We start from the raw sequence: 21,763 nt of genomic DNA on the forward strand, positions 1-21,763 counted from the left end.
GCAGGGCTTGCGCGCAGCCTTGCCGACCCTGCCGGGCGGGACGCCCGGCGGTGGCTTTTCCTGATCTATAGACCAGAAACGCAGGATGCGCCGGGCGCGGAGGGCGGGCGCGGGCGCCCGCGGGATGGCGTCAGGCTGGCCCCGGCGTGCCGTCGCGCGTCAGCTGCGCGCCGTCGAAGGCGAGCCAGCTCGCGGCGCCGCGCCAGTCGGACAGCACGTGGCGCACGCAGTCGTGGCCATCGATCCGAAGCTGATGGCAAGCGGGGCGGTGCGTGTGGCCGTGCACCAGCGTCGGATAGCCGTGTTCGCGCAGCAGCGCGGCGACCGCGTCGGCGTTGACGTCCATGATCTCCATGGATTTCTCGGCCTTGGCTGCTTCGCTCTTCTGCCGCAGCGAGGCGATGAAGGCCTTGCGCGCGGCCAGCGGCTGGCCCAGGAAGCCGGCCTGCCAGACCGGGTCGCGCACCTGGCGGCGGTAGGCCTGGTAGGCGAGGTCGTCGGTGCACAGCGCGTCGCCATGGGCGAGCAGCAGTGTCGGCGCATCGACACCGTTGCCGAAGCGCACGCGCGCCGGATCCTCGAGCAGGGTGGCGCCGATGGCGTCGGCGAAGGCCCGGCCGGCAAGCAGGTCGCGGTTGCCGGTCATGAAGAAGACCGCGGTGCCGGCGTCGGCAAGCTCGCGAATGGCGGTGGCGATGCGGGCGTTGAAGGGCGTGGCGAGGTCGTCGTCGCCGGCCCAGTACTCGAACAGGTCGCCCAGGATGAAGAGGCTCGCGGCCGCGCGTGCCGGCCCCTGCAGGAAGCCGAGGAAGGCGTCGACGTTGGCCGGCTCGTCCTCGCTCAGGTGAAGGTCGGAAATGAACAATGCCGGAAGCGCCGCGCGGGCGGCTTCCGGCATCGCGGTGGCGGCGCCGCCCGGCCGGGCCGGGGCGGACGCCGCGTGCGAAGGCTCGCGCGTGGGCACGATCAGACGACTTCTGCGCGCTCGATGACCACGTCTTCCTTGGGCACGTCCTGGTGGAAGCCGCTCGAGCCGGTCTTGACCTTGCGGATCGCGTCCACGACGTCCATGCCCTCGCTGACGCGGCCGAACACGCAGTAACCCCAGCCCTGCAGGTCGGGCGAGCGGTGGTTGAGGAAGTCGTTGTCGGCGACGTTGATGAAGAACTGCGCGGTGGCCGAGTGCGGAGCCTGGGTGCGCGCCATGGCGATGGTGCCGCGCTCGTTCTTGAGGCCGTTGTCGGCCTCGTTCTTGATCTGCTCGCCGGTCGGCTTCTGGTTCATGCCGGGCTCGAAGCCGCCGCCCTGGATCATGAAGCCGTCGATGACGCGGTGGAAGATGGTGTTGTCGTAGTGCCCCGCCTCGACGTAGGCGAGGAAGTTGGCGACCGTGACCGGGGCCTTCTCGGCGTCGAGTTCGAGGGTGATGACGCCGTGGTTGGTGTGCAGCTTGACTGCCATGTGCGGTTCTCCTGGGTGAATCCGTTGTGTTCCCGGCGGCGTGGCGGCCGGGTTGGGGGACGCCGGGCTTCCAGGCCCGGCGCGGATGCGGTGCGCTTACTTCGCGTTCTTCTTCGCCGGCTTGGCAGCCTCGATCACGCGGGCGCTCTCGATGACGACAGGCTCGACGGGAACGTTCTGGTGGAAGCCGCGGTTGGCGGTCGGCACCTTGCCGATCTTCTCCACCACGTCCATGCCCTTGACCACCTTGCCGAACACCGCATAGCCCCAGCCGTCGCGCGAGGGATAGTCGAGGAAGCCATTGGGCGCGAGGTTGATGAAGAACTGCGCGCTGGCCGAGTGCGGATCGGCGGTGCGCGCCATCGCCAGGGTGCCGGGTTCGTTCTTGAGCCCGTTCCTGGCTTCGTTCTCGATCGGTGCGCGGGTGCTCTTCTGCTTCATCTCGGCGTCGAAGCCGCCGCCCTGGATCATGAAGCCGTCGATGACGCGGTGGAACACCGTGCCGTCATAGTGGCCGTCCTTGACGTACTGGACGAAGTTCTCGGCGGATTTCGGCGCCTTGTCGGCGAAGAGCTCGACCACGATCTCGCCCTGGCTGGTCTTCATCTCGACCACCGGATTGGCGGCGAGGGCCGGCGACTGAGGCAGGGCGAAGGCGGCGAGCGCGACGAGGGTGAGGAGCGACTTCTTCATGGGATCTCCGGTGTTGGGGCGGCGCCCGGCATGTGCAGCGGGGCCTGCGCAAAATGCGGCCGGTGGCGGTTCCGCTGCCGGGCCGGTGCCGCAGCGGGGGCGGAAAAGGCGGGCGCGGCCCGCGTGGTATACTCGCGCGCTTTGCGGCTGATTCCGCGTCCTTGACGACGCCGGATTCTAGCAACAAGGCCTACCCCTCACAATCGCGGCGCCCGCCCTCGCGGCCTGCGCCGGCACCTCCGAATCGCCATCACGCCCACGATGCTCTCGATCTACAACACCCTGTCGCGCAGCAAGGAAGCCTTCACCCCGATCGAACCCGGCAAGGTCCGCATGTACGTCTGTGGAATGACGGTGTACGACTTCTGCCACCTCGGGCACGCGCGCGTGATGGTGGTGTTCGACATGGTCGCGCGCTGGCTGCGCGCGAGCGGGCTGGACGTGACCTATGTGCGCAACATCACCGACATCGACGACAAGATTATCCGTCGCGCGCAGGAGAACGGCGAGACCATCCGCCAGCTCACCGACCGCTTCATCGCCGCCATGCACGAGGACGCCGACGCGCTCGGCGTGCTGCGCCCGGACCACGAGCCGCGCGCCACCGACTATGTCGCGCAGATGCAGTCGCTGATCTCGCGCCTGGAACAGAAGGGCCTGGCCTATGTCGCCGCCAACCGCGACGTGTGCTACGCAGTGCGCAAGTTCGAGGGCTACGGCAAGCTGTCGGGCAAGTCGCTCGACGAGCTGCGCGCCGGCGAGCGCGTCGATGTCGCGCAGGACAAGAACGATCCGCTCGACTTCGTGCTGTGGAAACACGCCAAGCTCGAGGAGCCCGGTGAGGTGAAGTGGGCCTCGCCGTGGGGCGAGGGCCGGCCGGGCTGGCACATCGAGTGCTCGGCGATGAGTTCCGAGCTGCTCGGCGAGCACTTCGATATCCACGGCGGCGGCATGGACCTGCAGTTCCCCCACCACGAGAACGAGATCGCCCAGTCCGAGGGCGCGCACGGCCACGCCTTCGTCAATGTCTGGATGCACAACGGCTTCGTGCGCGTCGACGACGAGAAGATGTCGAAGTCGCTCGGCAACTTCTTCACCATCCGCGAGGTGCTGCAGAAGTACGACCCCGAGGTGGTGCGCTTCTTCATCCTGCGTGCGCACTACCGCAGCGCGCTGAACTACTCCGACGCCCATCTGGAGGACGCCCGCAACGCGCTCACCCGGCTGTACACCGCGCTCAAGAACGTGCCGGTCGCGGGCGATGTGCAGGTGGATTGGGGCGAGGCCCACGCCCAGCGCTTCCGCGCGGCGATGGACGACGACTTCAACACCGCCGAGGCGGTGGCGGTGCTGTTCGAGCTCGCCAACGAGGTCAACCGCAGCGCCGCGCCGGCGCTCGCCGCGCAGCTGCAGGCGCTCGGCGGCGTGCTCGGCCTGCTCGGTCGCGCGCCGCAGGCCTTCCTGCAGGCCGGTGCGCCGGATGCGGCGGGCGGTCTGGAGGCCGACGCGATCGAGGCGAAGATCGCCGAACGCGCCGCGGCCAAGAAGGCGAAGGACTACGCCGCGGCCGACCGCATCCGCGCCGAGCTGACCGCGGCTGGGGTGATCCTCGAGGACGGCGCCGGCGGCACCACCTGGCGCCGCGCCTGAGCGGCGCCATCGAAGCTTCGGCCGACCGCGCGGTCGGCGGCGACCTGGATCGCGATCCCCGGAAGACCTGAAGCGATCATCGTGAAAACGCCCGCCCTGCGACGCAGGAGCGGGCGTTGTTGCTTCGTGCGCGCGCTTCAGTTGCCGAAGAAGTCGCGCACCTTGTCCATCCAGCCCTTGGCCTTCGGGTTGTGACGGTCGGCGTTGTCGCTCGCGATCTCCTCGAACTCGCGCAGCAACTCCTTCTGGCGCTCGGTGAGATTCACCGGCGTCTCGACCACCACATGGCACATCAGGTCGCCATGCACATGGCTGCGCACGTTCTTGATGCCCTTGCCGCGCAGGCGGAAGACCTTGCCACTCTGCGTCTCGGCGGGGATCTTCAGGCGCGCCATGCCTTCCAGCGTCGGGATCTCGATCTCGCCGCCGAGCGCCGCGGTGGTGATGCTGATCGGCATCTCGCAGTGCAGGTCGTCGTGGTCGCGCTCGAACACCGCATGCTTGCGGATGTGGATCTCGACGTAGAGATCGCCCGGGGGCCCGCCATTGACGCCCGGTTCGCCGTGGCCGGCGTGGCGCAGGCGCATGCCTTCGTCGATGCCGGCGGGGATCTTCACCTCGAGCGTCTTCTGCTTCTTGACGCGGCCGGCGCCGCCGCAGTCGCGGCAGGGGTCGGGGATGATCTTGCCGCTGCCGTGGCACTTCGGGCAGGTCTGCTGGATCGAGAAGAAGCCCTGTTGCACGCGCACCTGGCCGTGGCCGTTGCAGGTGGGGCAGGTCTTCGGTTGCGTGCCGGGCTTGGCGCCGCTGCCGTGGCAGGTGCCGCATTCCTCGACGGTGGGGATGCGGATCGTCTTCTCGGCGCCGCGCGCCGCTTCCTCGAGCGTGATCTCGAGGTTGTAGCGCAGGTCGGCGCCGCGATAGACGTTCGAGCGCCCGCCGCGGCCTCCTCCGCCGAAGAGGTCGCCGAAGATGTCGCCGAAGGCATCGGCAAAGCCGCCCTCGAAGCCCTGCCCGCCGGCGCCCATCGACGGGTCGACACCGGCATGGCCGTAGCGGTCGTAGGCCGCCTTCTTCTGCGGATCGGAGAGCATCTCGTAGGCCTCCTTGGCCTCCTTGAACTTCTCTTCCGCTTCCTTGTTGTCCGGATTGCGGTCCGGGTGGTACTTCATGGCCAGCTTGCGGTAGGCCTTCTTGATCTCGTCGTCGCCAGCGTCGCGGTTGACGCCGAGGACTTCGTAGTAATCGCGTTTGGACATGGTGCTGCGCTCAGTCTGGTCTCAAGCAAAGGCCGAGCCGGCACCGGAGCAGGGCTCCGGCGGGGCTCGGCCGCGAAGGATTCGCCAGAGTGACGATTACTTCTTGTCCTTCACTTCGGTGAATTCGGCATCCACCACATCGGCGTCGTCGGCCTTGCCGCCGGCCTGCTGGCCGCCCGCGCCGGCACCCGGCTGGGCGCCGCCTTCGGCCTGGGCCTGGGCGTACATCTGCTCGCCGAGCTTCTGCGCGGCCATCGCCAGCGCCTGGCTCTTGGCTTCGATGCTGTCCTTGTCACCACTCTTGATGGCCTCCTCGGCCTCCTTCATCGCGGCTTCGATCTTGGCCTTCTCGTCGTCCGACAGCTTGTCGCCGTACTCGGTCAGCGCCTTCTTCGTCGAGTGGATCAGCGCATCGCACTGGTTGCGGGCGTCGACCAGTTCGTGCGCCTTCTTGTCCTCCTCGGCATGCGCCTCGGCGTCGCGCACCATGCGCTGGACTTCCTCGTCCGACAGGCCGGAGTTGGCCTGGATCTTGATCTTGTTCTCCTTGCCGGTGGCCTTGTCCTTGGCCGACACGTGCAGGATGCCGTTGGCGTCGATGTCGAAGGTGACCTCGATCTGCGGCATGCCGCGCGGCGCCGGCGGGATGTCCGACAGGTTGAACTGGCCCAGGCTCTTGTTGCCCGAGGCCATCTCGCGCTCGCCCTGCAGCACGTGGATGGTCACCGCGCTCTGGTTGTCGTCGGCGGTCGAGAACACCTGCGAAGCCTTGGTCGGGATCGTGGTGTTCTTCTGGATCAGCTTGGTCATCACGCCGCCCAGGGTCTCGATGCCGAGCGACAGCGGGGTGACGTCGAGCAGCAGCACGTCCTTGACCTCGCCCTGCAGCACGCCGCCCTGGATCGAGGCGCCAACCGCGACGGCCTCGTCCGGGTTCACGTCACGGCGCGGCTCCTTGCCGAAGAACTCCTTCACGCGGTCGATGACCTTGGGCATGCGGGTCTGGCCGCCGACCAGGATCACGTCGTCGATGTCGGTGACCTTGAGGCCTGCGTCCTTCAGCGCGATGCGGCAGGGCTCGATCGAGCGCTCGATGAGGTCTTCCACCAGCGACTCGAACTTGGCGCGGGTGATCTTGATCGCGAGGTGCTTCGGGCCCGAGGCGTCGGCGGTGATGTAGGGCAGATTGATCTCGGTCTGCTGGCCGGAGGAGAGTTCGATCTTGGCCTTCTCGGCGGCCTCCTTCAGGCGCTGCAGCGCGAGCACGTCGTTCTTGAGGTCGACGCCCTGTTCCTTTTTGAACTCGGTGACGATGTAGTCGATGATGCGCTGGTCGAAGTCCTCGCCACCCAGGAAGGTGTCGCCGTTGGTCGCCAGCACTTCGAACTGGTGCTCGCCGTCGAGGTCGGCGATCTCGATGATCGAGATGTCGAAGGTGCCGCCGCCCAGGTCATACACCGCGATCTTGGAGTCGCCCGGCTTCTTGTCCATGCCGAAGGCGAGCGCGGCCGCGGTCGGCTCGTTGATGATGCGCTTGACCTCGAGGCCGGCGATGCGGCCGGCGTCCTTGGTGGCCTGGCGCTGGCTGTCGTTGAAGTAGGCCGGCACGGTGATCACCGCCTCGGTCACTTCCTCGCCGAGGTAGTCCTCGGCGGTCTTCTTCATCTTGCGCAGGATCTCGGCCGACACCTGCGGCGGCGCGATCTTCTTGCCGCGCACTTCGACCCAGGCGTCGCCGTTGTCGGCCTTGGTGATGGAGAAGGGCATCATGGCGATGTCCTTCTGCACTTCCTTCTCCTCGAAGCGGCGGCCGATCAGGCGCTTGATCGCGAACAGGGTGTTCTTGGCGTTGGTGACCGCCTGGCGCTTGGCCGGCGCGCCGACCAGGATCTCGCCGTCTTCGGCGTAGGCGACCACCGAGGGGGTGGTGCGCGCGCCTTCGGAGTTTTCGATGACCTTCGGCTTGCCGCCTTCCATCACGGAAACGCAGCTGTTGGTGGTGCCGAGGTCGATACCGATGATCTTGCCCATGAGAGTTCCTTTTCAGTCTGTATTCGGGGTGGCGCAGCGGTCCGTGCGCCGGTCTGGTTCGAATATGGGGCGGCGCGTCCTGCTTTCAAGCGCGCCGCACGAAAATCCGCGCGCGCCTTACTGGCTCTTGCCCTTGGATACCATGACCATGGCCGGGCGCAGCACACGCTCGTTGAGCAGGTAGCCCTTCTGCAGCACGTTGATCACGGTGTTGGCCTCGGCGTCGGCCTCGATCATGCTGATCGCCTGATGCTTGTTGGGGTCGAATTTCTGGCCGATGGGATTTTCCTCGGCGAGCCTGGCGCTCTCGAAGGCCGACACGAGCTGGCGCAGGGTGAGCTCCACGCCTTCGCGCAGCGTGTCGACGGTCTGGTTCTCGGTGGCAAGCGCAGCCTCCAGGCTGTCCTTCACCGGCAGCATCGCGCTGGCGAACTTCTCCGCGGCGAACTTCGAGGCCTTGGCGATATCTTCCTGCGCACGGCGGCGCACGTTCTCGGTCTCGGCCTTGGCGCGCAGCCAGGCGTCGTGGTGCTCGGCGGCCTTCAGCTCGGCCTGGCGCAGGGCTTCCTCAATACTGGGCATGCTGTCGATGCCGTTCTCGGGCGCGGTGTCGGCCGCTGCGGCGGCGGCTTCGAGGTCGATGCCGGTCGGCGACTGCGCGCTCGCGGCCTGCGCCTCGGCGGCCTCCTGGGTGGCAGCATTCTGGCTGGCCTGGTTCGGGTCCTGCATGTCGGTGTTACTCCCTGTTGATCCGAAACACGGTTCGAATTGGGGGTGGATCGGCGGAATTCAATAGCGTGTGCCGAAAAACTTTTCTGCCACTGCCGGTGGGCGCGGTGGCGTCTCCTGCGCCCACGCTGGCGTGGCGCGGCCGCTTGCATGGCCGGGATCGATGGCGGCGGCGCGTGGTAACATCACACGTTTTGGTTTTCGCGGCTTGCCCGCCTTGAAGCATGACCCAGTTCGCCAAGGAAACCCTGCCGATCAGCCTCGAAGAGGAGATGCGCCACTCCTACCTCGATTACGCGATGAGCGTGATCGTGGGGCGTGCGCTCCCCGATGCGCGCGATGGCCTCAAGCCGGTGCACCGGCGCGTGCTCTATGCGATGCACGAGCTCTCCAACGACTGGAACCGCGCCTACAAGAAGTCGGCGCGTATCGTCGGCGACGTCATCGGCAAGTACCACCCGCACGGCGACACCGCGGTGTACGACACCATCGTGCGCATGGCGCAGGACTTCTCGCTGCGCTATATGCTGGTCGACGGCCAGGGCAACTTCGGCTCGGTCGACGGCGACAACGCCGCCGCGATGCGGTACACCGAGATCCGTATGGCGCGCATCGGCCACGAGCTGCTGGCCGACATCGACAAGGAGACGGTGGACTTCGGGCCGAACTACGACGGCTCGGAGAAGGAGCCGCTGGTCCTGCCTGCGCGCATCCCCAACCTGCTGATCAACGGCTCGGCCGGTATCGCGGTGGGGATGGCGACCAACATCCCGCCGCACAACCTCGGCGAGGTGGTGGCCGCCTGCCTGAAGCTGCTTGAGGATCCCGACACCGACATCGAGGCGCTGATCGACATCGTCCAGGCGCCCGACTTTCCGACCGCCGCCCTGATCTACGGTCTGGCCGGCGTGCGCGAGGGTTACCGCACCGGCCGCGGTCGCGTGATCATGCGCGCGCGCACCCACTTCGAGCCGATCGGCAAGACCGACCGCCAGGCGATCATCGTCGACGAGCTGCCCTACCAGGTGAACAAGCGCACCTTGCAGGAGCGCATGGCCGAGCTGGTCAACGAGAAGAAGATCGAGGGCATCAGCGAGATCCGCGACGAGTCCGACAAGTCCGGCATGCGCCTGGTCATCGAGTTGAAGCGCGGCGAGATGCCCGAGGTGGTGCTCAACAAGCTGTTCAAGCACACCCAGCTGCAGGACAGCTTCGGCATGAACATGGTGGCGCTGGTCGACGGCAAGCCGCGCCTCTTGAACCTCAAGCAGATGCTGGTGTGCTTCCTCGAGCACCGTCGCGAGGTCGTCACCCGCCGTACCATCTTCGAACTGCGCAAGGCGCGCGACCGCGGCCACGTCCTCGAAGGCCTGGCGGTGGCGCTGTCCAATGTCGACGAGATCATCGCGCTCATCAAGGCTGCGCCCACGCCAGCCGATGCCAAGCGCGAGCTGATGGCGCGCGAGTGGCGCTCGGCCTTGGTCGAGGAGATGCTTTCGCGCGCGCTCGCCGACAGCTACCGGCCGGAAGGGCTGGATCCGCAGTACGGTCTGCAGGCGCAGGGCTATCGCCTGTCCGAGACCCAGGCCCAGGCGATTCTGGAATTGCGCCTGCAGCGCCTGACCGGCCTCGAGCAGGACAAGATCGTCGGCGAATACCGCGAGGTGATGGACGTCATCACCGACCTGCTCGACATCCTGGCACGTCCGGAGCGCATTACCGCGATCATCGTCGACGAGCTCACCGCGGTCCGCAACCAGTTCGGCGACCCGCGCCGCTCCGAGCTGGTGATGAACACCGCCGAGATCAACATCGAAGACCTGATCACGCCCGAGGACATGGTCGTGACCCTGTCGCACACCGGCTACTTCAAGCGCCAGCCGCTCGCCGACTACCGCGCCCAGCGCCGCGGCGGCCGCGGCAAGCAGGCGACCTCGATGAAGGACGAGGACTTCATCGACCACCTCTTCGTCGCCAACACCCACGACACCGTGCTGTGCTTCTCCAGCCGAGGGCGCTGCTACTGGCTCAAGGTGTACGAGGTGCCCGAGGGCACGCGCAACTCGCGCGGCAAGCCGATCGTGAACCTCTTCCCGCTCGTCGAGGGTGAGAAGATCACCGCCGTGCTGCCGATCAAGGAGTTCGACGAGGAACATTTCGTGTTCATGGCGACCTCCGAGGGCACGGTCAAGAAGACCGCGCTCAGCGCGTTCTCCAACCCGCGCAAGGCCGGCATCATCGCGGTCAACCTGGACGACGGCGACCACCTGATCGGGGTGGCGATCACCGACGGCCAGTGCGACGTGATGCTGTTCTCGGACGCCGGCAAGGCGGTGCGCTTCGCCGAGACCGACGTTCGCCCGATGGGCCGCGATGCCCGCGGCGTGCGCGGCATGACGCTCGAGGACGGCCAGGCGGTGATCGCGATGCTGGTGGCCAAGGACGAGTCGCAGTCGGTGCTGACCGCGACCGAGAACGGCTACGGCAAGCGCACCCCGGTGGCCGAATACACCCGCCATGGCCGCGGCACCAAGGGCATGATCGCGATCCAGACCAGCGACCGCAACGGCAAGCTGGTGGCCGCGGTGCTGGTCGAGCCCACCGACGAGATCATGCTGATCTCGACCGGCGGCGTGCTCATCCGCACCAGCGTCGAGAGCATCCGCGAGATGGGGCGTTCGACCCAGGGGGTCACCCTGATCAGCCTTGACGAGGGCACCTGGCTCGCGAGCGTCGAGAAGGTTGCGGAGTCCGAGTCCGACGAGAGCATGCGTGCCGGGGACGAGCGCGCCGAAGGCAGCGAGGCCGAGGGTGGCGCGCAAGCTGGACCGGACGAGGGCGCTGGCGAGGCGCCTGCAGCGGGCGACGAGGGAGAGGTCTGATGAGCCGCGTCTGGAACTTCAGCGCCGGTCCCGCGGTGCTGCCCGAGGAGGTGCTGCGCCAGGCGGCCGAGGAGATGCTCGACTGGCACGGCAGCGGCATGGGCGTGATGGAGATGAGCCATCGCGGCAAGGAGTTCACCGCCATCGCCGCCCAGGCCGAGGCCGACCTGCGCGAGCTGCTGTCGGTGCCTGCGAACTACCGCATCCTCTTCATGCAGGGCGGCGCGATCGCCGAGAACGCGATCATTCCGATGAACCTGATGGGCGACAAGCGTGTGGCCGACTACGTGGTCACCGGCGCGTGGTCGCAGAAGTCGCAGAAGGAAGCGCGCAAGTATGGCGAGGTGAATATCGCCGCGTCGTCCGAGGCGGGCGGCTTCACCAGCGTGCCGGCGATGGTCGACTGGAAGTTGTCGGCCGATCCGGCGTACGTGTTCACCTGCACCAACGAGACCATCGGCGGCGTCGAGTACCCCTTCGAGCCCGACCTGGCGCAGATCGGCCGCGGCGAGGTGGCGGTGGTGGCCGACATGTCCTCGCACATCCTGTCGCGTGCGGTCGACGTGTCGAAGTACGGACTGATCTTCGGCGGTGCGCAGAAGAACATCGGTCCGGCGGGGCTGACCATCGTCATCGTTCGCGACGACCTGCTCGGCCATGCGATGCCGCATTGCCCCACGGCCTTCGACTTCAAGACCGTGGCTGAGCATGGTTCCATGTACAACACGCCGCCGACCTACGGCATCTACATCGCCGGACTGGTCTTCCAGTGGCTGAAGCGGCAAGGCGGCGTGGCCGCCATCGAGGCGCAGAACATCGCCAAGGCGAAGCTGCTGTACGACTTCCTCGACGGCAGCGATTTCTACGAGAATCGTGTCGACAGGGCCTGCCGCTCGCGCATGAACGTGCCCTTCTTCCTCAAGGACGAGGCGCTCAACGACGCCTTCCTCGCCGAGTCGAAGGCCGCCGGGCTGGTGCAGTTGAAGGGGCACAAGTCGGTAGGCGGCATGCGGGCGTCGATTTACAACGCGATGCCACTTGCCGGTGTCGCGGCGCTGGTCGACTTCATGCGCGACTTCGCCGCGCGCCGCGGCTGAGCGTCTGCGCGCACCGCGGCTGGGGCTGCAAGGACACGGGATCACGGACAACAACCCAAGCGGGAACTACCCAAGCGAAAGCTGGAGGGGCCACGGGCCGAGCATGAGCGACGAACTGCTGAAACTACGCAACGAGATCGACCGCATCGACGAAGAAATCCTCGCCCGCCTGGCCGAGCGTGCACGCTGCGCGCAGCGCGTGGGCGAGATCAAGCGCGGGGTCATGTACTACCGCCCCGAGCGCGAGGCGCAGGTGCTGCGCCGGCTGGCAGAGCTCAACCCCGGCCCGCTGTCGGCCGATGCCGTGAAGACCATCTTCCGCGAGGTCATGTCGGCCTGCCTTGGCCTCGAGCAACCGCTGCGCGTGGCCTACCTCGGCCCCGCGGGCACCTTTTCGGAGAGCGCCAGCCGCAAGCACTTCGGCTCGGCGCCGAACTTCCTGCCGATGCCGGCGATCGACGACGTCTTCCGCGCTGTGGAGGCGGGCAACGCTGACTACGGCGTGGTGCCGGTGGAGAATTCCACCGAGGGCGCGGTCGGCGGCACGCTCGACCTGCTGCTGGCCAACCCGCTCAAGGTGTGCGGCGAGGTGCGCCTGCGCATCCACCAGCAGCTGATGTCGCGCGCCGAGGGCATCGGCGCCGCCAGGCGCATCTACTCGCATGCGCAGTCGCTCGCCCAGTGCCACGAGTGGCTCAACCGCAATCTGCCGCACCTGCCGCGCATCCCGGTGGCGAGCAATGCCGAGGCCGCGCGCATGGCGGCAGAGGATCCCGAGTCCTGCGCGATCGCCGGCGAGGCTGCGGCCCAGCTCTACGGTCTCAACATCCTCGCCCCCAACATCGAGGACGACCCCAACAACACGACCCGCTTCCTGGTCATCGCCGATCATGATGCCGGCCCTTCGGGCAAGGACCGCACCTCGCTGGTGTTCTCGGCCGCCAATCGTCCGGGTGCCATCCACGGGCTGCTCGAGCCGCTTGCCCGCCATGGCGTCGACATGACCAAGCTGCAGTCGCGCCCGGCGCGCTCGGGCCTGTGGGAATACGTGTTCTACGCCGACATCAATGGCCATCGCGAGGACGCGGCGGTGGCGGCCGCGCTCAGGGAGCTCGACGAGCGCGCCGCCTTCGTCAAGGTCATCGGTTCCTACCCCGTCGCCGCGATCTGAACGCGGCCCCGACCGACAGCACCGCGGTTCGGCGTCCGGCGCCACCGCTGCAGGAGACAAGCATGAGCATCGCCAGCCTCGCCCCCGACTACGTGCGCTCGATCATGGCCTACCAGCCCGGCAAGCCGATCTCCGAGCTTGCCCGCGAGATGGGCATTCCCGAGTCGAGCATCGTCAAGCTCGCCTCCAACGAGAATCCGCTCGGCATGAGTCCGCACGCGCGGGATGCCGCGCTCGCCGCGGTGTCCGAGGTCGCGCGCTACCCGGATGGCGGCGCCTTCGCGCTCAAGAAAGCATTGTGCGAGCGCCTGGGCGTGCGTCCAGAGCAGCTCGTGGTCGGCAACGGCTCGAACGACATCCTGGAGCTGGTGTCCCAGGCCTTCCTCGCGCCGGGGCTGTCGGCGATCTATTCGCGCCACGCCTTCGCCGTCTATCCGCTCGCCACCAACGCCCGCGGTGCGCGCGGCATCGAGGTGGCGGCGAAGAACTTCGGCCACGACCTCGATGCGATGGCCGCCGCGATCGAGGCGCAGACGCGGGTGATCTTCATCGCCAACCCGAACAACCCCACCGGCACCTTCCTGCACGGTGCGGCGATCGAGGCTTTCCTCGAGAAGGTGCCGCGCCACGTGCTGGTCGCGCTCGACGAGGCCTATACCGAATACCTGGCACCAGAGCAGCGCTACGACTCGATCGCCTGGCTCGCGCGCTTCCCCAACCTGCTGGTGTCGCGCACCTTCTCGAAGGCCTATGGACTCGCTGGTCTGCGCGTGGGCTACGGCATCGCGCATCCCGAAGTTGCCGATCTGATGAACCGCGTGCGCCAGCCCTTCAACGTGTCCTCGGTCGGCCTCGCTGCGGCCGAAGCGGCGCTGGGCGACGACGAGTTCATCGCGCGCAGCGCCGAGATCAACCGTCGTGGCATGGCTCAACTCACCACGGCATTCGCGGAGTTGGGGATCGAGTGGATCCCGTCGGCGGGCAACTTCGTCACCTTCAAGGCGGGCGATGCGGTGGGCATCAATCAGGCCCTGCTGCGCCAGGGCGTGATCGTGCGGCCGATCGCGGCCTACGGGATGGCCCACTGGCTGCGCGTGTCGATCGGCCTGCCCGAAGAGAACGCGCGCTTCATCGCTGCGCTCAAGCAGGCGCTGGCCTGAGCCGGGGGTGTCCATGGCGCTGATCGGCAAACTGGTCGTGTGCGGTGTCGGGCTGATCGGCGGTTCGTTCGCGCTCGCGCTCCGGCGCGCGGCTGCGGTGGAGCGGATCGTCGGCATCGGCCGGCGCCGCGAGCCGCTCGAGCGTGCGCAGGCGCTCGGGGTCATCGACGAGATCGCCGAGGGCTGGGCGACGGCGCTCGATGGCGCCGACCTCGTCCTGCTCGCCGCGCCAGTGGGGCAGATGGACGCGATCATGGCGGCGATGGCGCCACACCTGCGTCCCGGTACGATCGTCACCGATGCCGGCAGCACCAAGCGGGACGTGGTCGATGCCGTGCAGCGACACCTCGGTGCCGCACTCGCGGACGTCGTTCCTGCACACCCGATCGCCGGTGCCGAGAAGAGCGGCGTCGAGGCCGCATTCGCCGAGCTCTACATAGGGCGCAAGGTGGTGCTGACCCCGCTCCCCGAAAGCCGCCCGGACGCGGTTCAGAAGGTGCGCGACGCCTGGGAGGCCTGCGGTGCGGTCGTGGTCGGCATGACCCCGCAGGATCACGACCGCGTGTTCGCCGCGGTGAGCCATCTTCCGCATCTGCTCGCCTTCGGCCTGGTCGATGACCTCGCCGGGCGCGCCAATGCCCCGCTGCTGTTCTCGCACGCGGCGAGCGGCTTTCGCGATTTCACCCGCATCGCCGGCAGCCACCCCGAGATGTGGCGCGACATCTGCGTCGCCAACCGGTTGGCCCTGCTCGAGGAGCTCGACGCCTACCTCGCCGAGCTCGCGCGCCTGCGCACGATGCTGGTCGAGGCCGATGGTGATGCGCTCGAGGCGGTGTTCGAGCGTGCGCGCCGTGCGCGCAATGCGTGGGCTGAAGGCCTGCCCATACGCACCGCGGAGTAGTCTCGTCCTTGTCCGCGACCTGGCGGGCGCCCCGGAGCGTGGTCGCGCCTGCACCCGAATTTCCCGTGTCCCGCTCGGAGGGACCCGCTTCTTGAGGCCATGATGGAATTTCTCGATCTGCCCCCCATGCTGGGCGCCGCCGGCACGGTTCGCCTGCCCGGTTCGAAGAGCATCTCCAACCGCGTGCTGCTGCTCGCCGCGCTCGCCCAAGGCGAGACCGACATCCGCGACCTGCTTTTGTCCGACGACGTCGAGCGCATGCTCGAGGCCTTGCGCGCCCTCGGTGTCGATTGGCAGCGCGCAGGCGACAGCCTGAACTACCGCGTGCGCGGCGTCGGTGGCCCGTTCCCGGTCAAGCACGGCGACCTCTTCCTCGGCAACGCCGGCACCGCCTTCCGGCCGCTGACCGCGGCGCTCGCGCTCTCCGGTGGCGAGTACCGCCTGTCGGGCGTGCCGCGCATGCACGAGCGGCCGATCGGCGACCTGGTCGATGCGCTGCGCCAGCTCGGCGCCGACATCACCTGCACCGCCAACGAGGGCTACCCGCCGTTGCAGCTGAAGCCGGCGACCATCCGCCCCGGCGGGGTGGTGCGCGTGCGCGGCGACGTTTCCAGCCAGTTCCTGACCGCGCTGCTGATGGCGCTGCCGCTGACCGGGGTCGAGACCACCATCGAGGTGGTCGGCGAGCTGATCTCCAAGCCCTACATCCGCATCACGCTCGAGCTGATGGCGCGCTTCGGCGTGGAGGTCCGCCAGCAGGGCTGGGAGCGCTTCGTGGTGCCGGGCGGTGCGCGCTACCGCAGCCCGGGCACGGTGTTCGTCGAGGGCGATGCCTCGTCGGCGTCCTACTTCCTCGCAGCCGGCGCGATCGGCGGCGGACCGGTGCGCGTGGAAGGCGTCGGCACGGCCAGCATCCAGGGCGACGTGCGCTTCGCCGAGGCGCTCGAACAGCTCGGCGCGCGCATCACGACGGGCGACAACTGGATCGAGGCCGCCGCGCCGGCGAGCGGTGTGCTGAAGGCCTTCGATCTCGACCTCAATCACATCCCCGACGCGGCGATGACGCTGGCGGTCGCGGCGCTGTTCGCAGACGGACCGTGCCGGCTGCGCAACATCGCCAGCTGGCGCGTCAAGGAGACCGACCGCATCGCGGCGATGGCGATCGAACTGCGCAAGGTCGGCGCCGAGGTGGAGGAGGGGGCCGACTACCTGGTGGTGAAGCGCCCGCACGCGCTGCGCCCGGCGGCCATCGACACCTACGACGACCACCGCATGGCAATGTGCTTTTCGCTGGTGAGCCTCGGCGCTTGCCGGGTGCGGATCAACGATCCGAAGTGCGTCAACAAGACCTTTCCCGGGTATTTCGACGTCTTCTCCGGGATCGCGTGCCCGGTGCCGGTGGTCGCCATCGACGGCCCGTCCGCTTCAGGCAAGGGCACGGTGGCGGCGCGCGTGGCCGAGGCGCTTGGCTGGCACTACCTCGACAGCGGCTCGCTGTATCGCCTGACCGCGCTTGCTGCTTTGCGCGCGGGCGTGGCGCTCGACGACGAAGCCGGCGTGGCGGCGCTGGCCGGGGCCTTGCCCGCCCGCTTCGAGGGCGGCCGCGTGCTGCTCGACGGCGACGATGTGACCGACGAGATCCGCTCCGAGACCTGCTCGGTCGGCGCCTCGAAGGTGGCCGCGCTGGCCGCCGTGCGCGCGGCTTTGTTCGACCGCCAGCGCGACTACCGCGCCGCCCCGGGACTGATCGCCGAGGGACGCGACATGGGGTCGGTGATCTTTCCCGACGCCGGCACCAAGGTGTTCCTCACCGCCTCCGCCGAGGCACGCGCCGGTCGCCGCTATAAGCAGTTGATGGAAAAGGGTTTGCCTGCTAACATGGAAAGCCTTCTGAAGGATCTTCAGGAACGGGATGCGCGCGATGCCGCCCGGCCTGTGGCACCCCTCGTGAAGCTGCCGGATGCGGTCCTGCTCGACACCACCGAACGGAATGTCGATGAGGCCGTGGCTTTCGTCCTCGATCTCGTCGAGGCAGGGTGGAAGTCCTCCGGTTGAACGTAATCGCGCGGGAGCGTGGGCTCCGGCGCTTTTTTTCTTGAACCTACCTTGTTTGCCGTCCCACGTCGGCACCGGAATTTTTCCATCTATGTCCAACGCCACCCCCTCCTTCGAAGAAAGCTTTGCCGATCTCTTCGAGGAAAGCCTTGCCCTCCAGGAAATGCGCACCGGTGAAGTCATCACCGCCGAAGTCGTGCGCATCGACCAGAATTTCGTCGTCGTCAACGCCGGGCTGAAGTCCGAAAGCTATGTGCCTATCGAGGAGTTCCGCAATGACCGCGGCGAACTCGAAGCCAACGTTGGCGATTTCGTCCACGTCGCGATCGATGCGCTCGAAGACGGCTACGGCGAGACGCGCCTGTCGCGCGACAAGGCCAAGCGCATCTCGGCCTGGAACGACCTCGAGAAGGCCCTCAACGAAGGCTCCCTGGTCAAGGGCGTCATCACCGGCCGCGTCAAGGGTGGTCTGACCGTCATGACCAACAGCATCCGCGCCTTCCTGCCGGGCTCGCTGGTCGATATGCGTCCGGTCAAGGACACCACGCCGTACGAAGGCAAGGAATACGAATTCAAGGTCATCAAGCTCGACCGCAAGCGCAACAACGTCGTTGTCTCGCGTCGTGCCGTGCTGGAAGAGTCGATGGGCGAAGAGCGCGAAAAGCTGCTCGCCAACCTCAAGGAAGGCACCGTCATCAAGGGTATCGTCAAGAACATCACCGACTACGGTGCGTTCGTCGACCTGGGCGGCATCGATGGCCTGCTGCACATCACCGACCTGGCCTGGCGCCGCGTCCGTCACCCGAGCGAAGTGCTCAACGTCGGTGACGAGATCGAAGCCAAGGTCCTCAAGTTCGACCAGGAAAAGAACCGCGTCTCGCTCGGCCTCAAGCAGCTCGGCGAAGATCCGTGGGTCGGTATCTCGCGTCGTTACCCGCAGGGCACCCGCCTGTTCGGCAAGGTCACCAACATCACCGACTACGGCGCCTTCGTCGAGGTCGAGCAGGGCATCGAGGGCCTGGTCCACGTGTCCGAAATGGACTGGACCAACAAGAACATCCATCCGACCAAGGTCGTCCAGCTGGGCGACGAGGTCGAAGTGATGATCCTCGAGATCGACGAAGACCGTCGCCGCATCTCGCTGGGCATGAAGCAGTGCATGTCCAACCCGTGGGACGATTTCGCCATCAACCACAAGAAGGGCGACAAGGTCCGCGGCCAGATCAAGTCGATCACCGACTTCGGCGTGTTCATCGGCCTGGAAGGCGGCATCGACGGTCTGGTGCACCTGTCCGACCTGTCCTGGAGCGAGTCCGGCGAAGACGCCGTGCGCAAGTTCAAGAAGGGCGACGAGGTCGAGGCCGTGGTGCTGGCGATCGACGTCGAGCGCGAGCGCATCTCGCTCGGCATCAAGCAGCTCGAGGGTGACCCCTACACCAACTTCATCGCCACCCATGAGAAGAACAGCCTCGTGCGCGGCACCGTGAAGTCGGTCGAGGCCCGCGGTGCGGTGATCTCGCTGGGTGACGACGTCGAGGGCTACCTGCGTGCCTCCGAGGCTGCCCCGCATCGTGTCGACGACCTGACCACCATGCTCAAGGAAGGCGACGAGGTCGAGGCGCTGGTGATCAACGTCGATCGCAAGACTCGTTCGATCAGCCTGTCGATCCGTGCCAAGGATCAGGCCGAGCAGTCCGAAGCCATGAACAAGCTTGCTTCGGAAAGCGCTGCCTCCGCCGGCACCACCAACCTGGGCGCCCTGCTCAAGGCCAAGCTGAACGAGCAGAAGCAGTAACTTGACCGATCATGACCAAATCGGAGCTGATCGCCCAGCTGGCGGAGCGTTTTCCCCAGCTGGTCGCAAAGGACGCCGATTACGCGGTCAAGATGATTCTCGATGCGATGACCGACGCGCTCGCGCGCGGTGACCGCATCGAGATCCGCGGGTTTGGCAGTTTCGCGCTGAACTACCGTCCGCCCCGTACCGGGCGCAATCCGAAATCCGGCGAGAAGGTGCACGTGCCGGAAAAATACGTTCCGCATTTCAAGGCGGGCAAGGAACTGCGCGAAAGGGTGGATCTCAGCGGCAATTGACCGCGCGGCGATCGGTTTTACAAGCAATAATGGAAGGCGGCTGCGGCCGCCTTCTTTTTTGGTCTTCGCTCGGGGATAATGCCGGCCATGCGCGCAATCATCTGGTTCATCCGCCTGCTGCTGTTCTTCCTGCTGTTCGGGTTCGCAATCAAGAATGATCAGCTGGTCACGCTGAACTTCTTCTTCGGCAGTCAGTGGCAGCTCCCGCTGGTATTCGTCATCCTGTTGACCTTCGCTGCCGGGGCCCTGCTCGGCGTGACCGCCACCTTTGCCTCGCTGGTGCGCCAGCGTCGCGAGATTTCCCGCCTGCGCCGGCAGCTCGATCTGGCCGAGCGCAACAGGGCCTCGGGCGAAACGGCGCTTACCGCCGGCGAAGCGCAGTTGCCGATGCCCTGATCGCCAATGGAAATCGAATTCTGGTGGCTGCTGGCCCTGCCGCTGTTCTTCGCGCTCGGCTGGCTCGCTGCGCGCATCGACATTCGCCAGGTGGTACAGGAGTCGCGCGCGTTGCCCCGCTCCTACCTCAGCGGCCTCAACTTCCTTCTCAATGAGCAACCTGACAAGGCGATCGATGCTTTTGTCGAGGCTGTGCGCATCGACCCGCAGACGGTCGAGCTGCATTTCGCGCTTGGCAGCCTGTTTCGTCGCCGTGGTGAAACCGACCGCGCGATCCGGATTCACCAGCTGCTTGTCGATCGCGAGGACCTCAGCGAGGACCAGCGCCTGCAGGCCCTCAGTGAGCTCGGTCAGGACTTTCTGAAAGCGGGCCTGCTCGACCGAGCCGAGGCTGCATTCCAGCGCCTGCGTGGCACGCGGGCGAACGACGTCGCGCTGCGCTATCTGCTTGAGATCTATCAGCAGGAGAAGGATTGGGCCAAGGCGATCGAGGTCGCGAAGGCCCTGCCCGAGCACGAGGGGGTGATGTGGCGTACCGAGATGGCCAATTTTCACTGTGAGCTCGCGGCAAGCGCGATGGCCAATTCTCGCTACGACGAGGCGCAGACGCACCTCGAGCGCGCCTTCGAGGTCAATCGGCGCAGTGTGCGTGCGAGCAGTCTCCTCGGTGATCTGCTCGCCGCGCAGGGGCGTGACGAAGATGCGCTCGAAGCGTGGAAGCGGATCGAGAACCAGGACCCGGTGTATCTCGCTCTCGTCGCGGAGCGCGTGATGGACGCCTATGGCAGACTCGGGCGTGTCGAGCAGGGGCACCAGCTGCTGCGTGCCTGGCTTGCGTCGCACGCGTCGCTCGACCTGCTCGACGAGCTTTTCCATTGGGAGCTCGAGCGCGAGGGGCCAAAGGCGGCCTATGAGCTCGTTCGCGAGGAGCTGCGACGCAATCCGACCCTGCTCGGTCTCGACAAGTTGCTCGAAGCCGCCGTGCTGGCTGCGCCCGCCGAGCAGCGCAGCGACATTGAGCTGGTGAAGCAGCTCATCCACGGCCATACCCGCCGCGTCGCACGCTATCGGTGCGAAGCCTGCGGTTTCAAGGCGCGCCAGTTTCATTGGCGATGCCCTGCCTGTGGGGGGTGGGAAACCTATCCGCCGCGCCGCACCGAAGAGTTCGATCTCACGCCCTGAGCAGGGGCGGACTGTCCATCTCCGGGCTCGATAGCCCTCAACCTCGACTCGAGCAACGAAATTCATGGAATTCAGGACGCTGGAAGATTACGTCGGTCACACGCCGCTCGTCCGGCTCAAGCGCATCGCCGCCGGTCGCAACAACGTGATCCTGGCGAAGCTGGAAGGTAACAACCCTGCGGGTTCGGTGAAGGACCGCCCGGCGCTGTCCATGGTCATGCGTGCCGAGGCACGCGGCCAGATCAAGCCGGGCGACACCCTGATCGAGGCCACCAGCGGCAACACCGGGATCGCGCTCGCCATGGCGGCCGCCATGCGCGGCTACCGGATGATCCTGGTCATGCCGGAGAACCAGAGCATCGAGCGCCGCCAGACCATGCGTGCATTCGGTGCCGAACTGGTGCTGGTCCCGAGCTCCGGTGGCATGGAGATGGCACGCGACGTCGCCGAGAGAATGCGCGACGAGGGGCGTGGAATCATCCTCGATCAGTTCGCCAATCCGGATAACCCGCTCGCCCACTACGAGGGCACCGGCCCCGAGCTGTGGGAGCAGACCGGCGGCCGCATCACCCACTTCGTCAGCTCGATGGGGACGACCGGCACCATCATGGGGACCTCGCGTTTTCTCAAGGAGCGCAACCCCGCCGTCTGCATCGTCGGCTGCGAGCCGGAGGAGGGGTCGCAGATCCCGGGCATCCGCAAATGGCCCGAGGCCTACCTGCCGAAGATCTTCGAGCGCCCGCGCGTCGATCGCGTCGAGCGCGTCAGTCAGGCCGATGCCGAGGACATGACGCGGCGCCTGGCCCGCGAGGAGGGGATCTTCGCCGGCATTTCCTCGGGCGGCTCGATGCACGTCGCGCTGCGCATCGCGGCCGAGCTCGAGAACGCGGTGATCGTCTCCATCGTCTGCGATCGCGGCGACCGCTACCTGTCGACGGGTGTGTTCCCGGCCTGAGCCCGTCCGCGGGCGAGTCCGCCGCGTACCGGCATGCATGCACGGTG

18 protein-coding genes are annotated in these 21,763 nt (G+C 67.0%); 12 read left to right on the top strand and 6 right to left on the bottom strand.

Annotated features, from left to right (window positions below):
- Nucleotides 1–130 precede the first annotated feature (130 nt).
- The 3 genes from AAG895_RS06690 to AAG895_RS06700 all read right to left on the bottom strand — a co-directional run bounded on the left by AAG895_RS06690 (nt 131) and on the right by AAG895_RS06700 (nt 2,154).
- A complete protein-coding gene (locus AAG895_RS06690; protein WP_345794732.1) occupies nt 131–898 on the bottom strand; it encodes a UDP-2,3-diacylglucosamine diphosphatase in 768 nt (255 codons plus the stop codon).
- A 68-nt stretch (nt 899–966) separates the two neighbouring features.
- Complete coding sequence (locus AAG895_RS06695) at nt 967–1,461, bottom strand: peptidylprolyl isomerase (protein WP_345794733.1); 495 nt, start codon at nt 1,459–1,461, stop codon at nt 967–969.
- Between the two features lie 96 nt (nt 1,462–1,557).
- Entirely contained in the window at nt 1,558–2,154 is a 597-nt protein-coding gene (locus AAG895_RS06700) for a peptidylprolyl isomerase (protein ID WP_345794734.1), read from the bottom strand.
- A gap of 261 nt (nt 2,155–2,415) precedes the next feature.
- Here AAG895_RS06700 and cysS point away from each other — a divergent pair, with 261 nt between their 5' ends.
- Nucleotides 2,416–3,804 carry a cysteine--tRNA ligase gene (gene cysS, locus AAG895_RS06705; protein ID WP_345794735.1) on the top strand — a complete coding sequence of 463 codons (1,389 nt, stop codon included), beginning with the start codon at nt 2,416–2,418 and terminating at the stop codon, nt 3,802–3,804.
- Nucleotides 3,805–3,941: 137 nt separating this feature from the next.
- On the opposite strand, the gene dnaJ is transcribed toward cysS, so the two are convergent.
- From dnaJ to grpE, 3 genes are all read right to left on the bottom strand, one after another.
- Complete coding sequence (gene dnaJ, locus AAG895_RS06710; protein ID WP_345794736.1) at nt 3,942–5,063, bottom strand: molecular chaperone DnaJ; 1,122 nt, start codon at nt 5,061–5,063, stop codon at nt 3,942–3,944.
- A gap of 96 nt (nt 5,064–5,159) precedes the next feature.
- Nucleotides 5,160–7,094, bottom strand: a complete 1,935-nt coding sequence (dnaK, locus tag AAG895_RS06715; protein ID WP_345794737.1) for a molecular chaperone DnaK — start codon at nt 7,092–7,094, stop codon at nt 5,160–5,162.
- A 117-nt stretch (nt 7,095–7,211) separates the two neighbouring features.
- Entirely contained in the window at nt 7,212–7,823 is a 612-nt protein-coding gene (grpE, locus tag AAG895_RS06720) for a nucleotide exchange factor GrpE (protein WP_345794738.1), read from the bottom strand.
- 224 nt (nt 7,824–8,047) lie between these two features.
- Here grpE and gyrA point away from each other — a divergent pair, with 224 nt between their 5' ends.
- From gyrA to cysM, 11 genes are all read left to right on the top strand, one after another.
- A complete protein-coding gene (gyrA, locus tag AAG895_RS06725) occupies nt 8,048–10,705 on the top strand; it encodes a DNA gyrase subunit A (protein ID WP_345794739.1) in 2,658 nt (885 codons plus the stop codon).
- On the top strand, nt 10,705–11,802 hold the full coding sequence (serC, locus tag AAG895_RS06730) for a 3-phosphoserine/phosphohydroxythreonine transaminase (RefSeq protein ID WP_345794740.1): 1,098 nt from the start codon (nt 10,705–10,707) through the stop codon (nt 11,800–11,802). The genes gyrA and serC overlap by 1 nt, the downstream gene beginning before the upstream one ends.
- Nucleotides 11,803–11,905: 103 nt before the next feature.
- Nucleotides 11,906–12,973 carry a prephenate dehydratase gene (pheA, locus tag AAG895_RS06735; RefSeq protein ID WP_345794741.1) on the top strand — a complete coding sequence of 356 codons (1,068 nt, stop codon included), beginning with the start codon at nt 11,906–11,908 and terminating at the stop codon, nt 12,971–12,973.
- A gap of 62 nt (nt 12,974–13,035) precedes the next feature.
- Nucleotides 13,036–14,133: a histidinol-phosphate transaminase gene (hisC, locus tag AAG895_RS06740; protein WP_345794742.1), complete on the top strand. Its 1,098-nt coding sequence runs from the start codon at nt 13,036–13,038 to the stop codon at nt 14,131–14,133.
- Nucleotides 14,134–14,146: 13 nt separating this feature from the next.
- Nucleotides 14,147–15,034: a prephenate dehydrogenase/arogenate dehydrogenase family protein gene (locus tag AAG895_RS06745; protein ID WP_345794743.1), complete on the top strand. Its 888-nt coding sequence runs from the start codon at nt 14,147–14,149 to the stop codon at nt 15,032–15,034.
- A 102-nt stretch (nt 15,035–15,136) separates the two neighbouring features.
- Entirely contained in the window at nt 15,137–17,089 is a 1,953-nt protein-coding gene (locus tag AAG895_RS06750; RefSeq protein WP_345794744.1) for a bifunctional 3-phosphoshikimate 1-carboxyvinyltransferase/cytidylate kinase, read from the top strand.
- A gap of 91 nt (nt 17,090–17,180) precedes the next feature.
- Nucleotides 17,181–18,884 carry a 30S ribosomal protein S1 gene (gene rpsA / locus AAG895_RS06755; protein WP_345794745.1) on the top strand — a complete coding sequence of 568 codons (1,704 nt, stop codon included), beginning with the start codon at nt 17,181–17,183 and terminating at the stop codon, nt 18,882–18,884.
- Nucleotides 18,885–18,895: 11 nt separating this feature from the next.
- Nucleotides 18,896–19,183 (top strand): integration host factor subunit beta, encoded by a 288-nt coding sequence (locus AAG895_RS06760; RefSeq protein WP_320364649.1) that lies wholly within the window; start codon nt 18,896–18,898, stop codon nt 19,181–19,183.
- Between the two features lie 87 nt (nt 19,184–19,270).
- On the top strand, nt 19,271–19,579 hold the full coding sequence (locus AAG895_RS06765) for a LapA family protein (protein ID WP_345794746.1): 309 nt from the start codon (nt 19,271–19,273) through the stop codon (nt 19,577–19,579).
- A 6-nt stretch (nt 19,580–19,585) separates the two neighbouring features.
- Nucleotides 19,586–20,761, top strand: a complete 1,176-nt coding sequence (lapB, locus tag AAG895_RS06770) for a lipopolysaccharide assembly protein LapB (protein WP_345794747.1) — start codon at nt 19,586–19,588, stop codon at nt 20,759–20,761.
- Nucleotides 20,762–20,825: 64 nt separating this feature from the next.
- Nucleotides 20,826–21,716: a cysteine synthase CysM gene (gene cysM / locus AAG895_RS06775; RefSeq protein ID WP_345794748.1), complete on the top strand. Its 891-nt coding sequence runs from the start codon at nt 20,826–20,828 to the stop codon at nt 21,714–21,716.
- Nucleotides 21,717–21,763: the final 47 nt, after the last annotated feature.

It is taken from the genome of Thauera sp. JM12B12, assembly GCF_039614725.1.
Classification (GTDB): domain Bacteria; phylum Pseudomonadota; class Gammaproteobacteria; order Burkholderiales; family Rhodocyclaceae; genus Thauera.

Coding starts and splice junctions, on each gene's coding strand:
- AAG895_RS06700 (WP_345794734.1), bottom strand. CDS start 2,154: ATGAAGAAGTCGCTCCTCACCCTCGTCGCGCTCGCCGCCTTCGCCCTG.
- cysM (WP_345794748.1), top strand. CDS start 20,826: ATGGAATTCAGGACGCTGGAAGATTACGTCGGTCACACGCCGCTCGTC.
- hisC (WP_345794742.1), top strand. CDS start 13,036: ATGAGCATCGCCAGCCTCGCCCCCGACTACGTGCGCTCGATCATGGCC.
- AAG895_RS06695 (WP_345794733.1), bottom strand. CDS start 1,461: ATGGCAGTCAAGCTGCACACCAACCACGGCGTCATCACCCTCGAACTC.
- grpE (WP_345794738.1), bottom strand. CDS start 7,823: ATGCAGGACCCGAACCAGGCCAGCCAGAATGCTGCCACCCAGGAGGCC.
- AAG895_RS06765 (WP_345794746.1), top strand. CDS start 19,271: ATGCGCGCAATCATCTGGTTCATCCGCCTGCTGCTGTTCTTCCTGCTG.
- lapB (WP_345794747.1), top strand. CDS start 19,586: ATGGAAATCGAATTCTGGTGGCTGCTGGCCCTGCCGCTGTTCTTCGCG.
- dnaJ (WP_345794736.1), bottom strand. CDS start 5,063: ATGTCCAAACGCGATTACTACGAAGTCCTCGGCGTCAACCGCGACGCT.
- AAG895_RS06750 (WP_345794744.1), top strand. CDS start 15,137: ATGGAATTTCTCGATCTGCCCCCCATGCTGGGCGCCGCCGGCACGGTT.
- pheA (WP_345794741.1), top strand. CDS start 11,906: ATGAGCGACGAACTGCTGAAACTACGCAACGAGATCGACCGCATCGAC.
- rpsA (WP_345794745.1), top strand. CDS start 17,181: ATGTCCAACGCCACCCCCTCCTTCGAAGAAAGCTTTGCCGATCTCTTC.
- AAG895_RS06690 (WP_345794732.1), bottom strand. CDS start 898: ATGCCGGAAGCCGCCCGCGCGGCGCTTCCGGCATTGTTCATTTCCGAC.
- cysS (WP_345794735.1), top strand. CDS start 2,416: ATGCTCTCGATCTACAACACCCTGTCGCGCAGCAAGGAAGCCTTCACC.
- AAG895_RS06745 (WP_345794743.1), top strand. CDS start 14,147: ATGGCGCTGATCGGCAAACTGGTCGTGTGCGGTGTCGGGCTGATCGGC.
- gyrA (WP_345794739.1), top strand. CDS start 8,048: ATGACCCAGTTCGCCAAGGAAACCCTGCCGATCAGCCTCGAAGAGGAG.
- serC (WP_345794740.1), top strand. CDS start 10,705: ATGAGCCGCGTCTGGAACTTCAGCGCCGGTCCCGCGGTGCTGCCCGAG.
- dnaK (WP_345794737.1), bottom strand. CDS start 7,094: ATGGGCAAGATCATCGGTATCGACCTCGGCACCACCAACAGCTGCGTT.
- AAG895_RS06760 (WP_320364649.1), top strand. CDS start 18,896: ATGACCAAATCGGAGCTGATCGCCCAGCTGGCGGAGCGTTTTCCCCAG.